At 73.2% G+C, this 1155-nt stretch carries 3 protein-coding genes; all 3 read left to right on the top strand.

The annotated features are described in order from the left end of the window. Window positions 1–72: 72 nt before the first annotated feature. The gene (locus ABZ260_RS51360) at window positions 73–357 is read left to right on the top strand and encodes a hypothetical protein (RefSeq protein ID WP_355633329.1); all 285 of its coding nucleotides are present in this window, start codon (window positions 73–75) and stop codon (window positions 355–357) included. Between the two features lie 220 nt (window positions 358–577). Further along, window positions 578–994, top strand: coding sequence for a pyridoxamine 5'-phosphate oxidase family protein (locus ABZ260_RS51365; RefSeq protein WP_355633330.1), 417 nt, complete (start codon window positions 578–580; stop codon window positions 992–994). After that, window positions 987–1121: a hypothetical protein gene (locus tag ABZ260_RS51370; protein ID WP_355633331.1), complete on the top strand. Its 135-nt coding sequence runs from the start codon at window positions 987–989 to the stop codon at window positions 1119–1121. Before ABZ260_RS51365 ends, ABZ260_RS51370 begins: the two co-directional genes overlap by 8 nt. The last annotated feature ends 34 nt before the right edge of the window (window positions 1122–1155 follow it).

Consider the following 1155-nt stretch of genomic DNA (forward strand, 5'->3'; position numbering starts at 1 on the left):
GGCCCGTGCCGTGGTAGAGCCGTCGTGGAGTCATGATCTCCATTCTGTGCGGCGGCGCGCCGGGATGCGGCGGTGGTCGTGGCCCGGATGATGGGCATGCTGCTCGGCGTCGCCGCGCTGTCCGCCTGGGGCTTCCACCGCTTCCAGTCCCTCACCGCGGACCTGGACACCCCGCTGCCCTTCGGCGTGGACCCGGCCGTGTACGCCATCCGGCTGGCCGAGTACGAGGAGAAGGTCAGGGCGGCGCTGCACACCGAGTACAGCGAGATCTTCCTGATCACCGCCGCCCTGTGCGGGGTGGGCGTGCTGGTCGCGCTGCTGCTGCCGAGCGGGTCCGGGTCGTCTGAACCGGTCTGACCCGGTCTGACCTTGGCGGTGGCTTCACCCACGCCGTGCCCGGCCCGGTGTGAAGGACCCTGGCCTCGGCCGCCACCCCCGTCTCCGAGTACACTCTGGCCCCGCCACGGGTGACGTGCGGCGCGCCCTGCCCGGCACCGGGAGAGGGCGGCACCCCGCGACGGTACGCCACGGGGGTTCGTCATCGGGTGAACGTACCGACGACCATTGGGGTGACGTGATGCTTGTGGGGGCCACGCGGCCGGACCTGACCGGGCTCGGCGAGGGGTTCGACGCGTTCTGGCATGAGCGGCACCTGTGCACGCTGACCACCGTCCGGTCCGACGGGACGCCGCACATGGTGCCCGTCGGGGTGACGCTCGACGTCGGCACGGCGATCGCCCGGGTCATCACCTCGCGCGGGTCGTACAAGGGCCGGCTGGTGGCCGCCGCGGGTCCGGCGGGCGCGCCGGCCGCCGTCTGCCAGGTCGACGGGCGGCGCTGGTCCACCCTGGAGGGGCGTGCGGTGCTCCGGGACACCCCCGAGGAGGTCGCCGACGCCGAGCGCCGGTACGCGCTGCGCTACCGCGCCCCCCGGGTGAACCCCGACCGTGTCGTGATCGAGATCCAGGTGACCCGGGTGCTCGGCAATGTCTGACCCGGGACACGTCCCGCTCCCCCGCGTCCCCGGGCTGCCGGACGAGGCGTTCGAGCACGACGGGCAGCTGACCAAGCGCGAGGTGCGGGCGGCACGTCCGGCTCGCCGGTGGGGGCGAACCACTTGATGTTCGACATGGACATCGTCCGCTCCTCCTCGGG

The organism is Streptosporangium sp. NPDC006013, assembly GCF_040614275.1.
Classification (GTDB): Bacteria; Actinomycetota; Actinomycetes; order Streptosporangiales; family Streptosporangiaceae; genus Streptosporangium.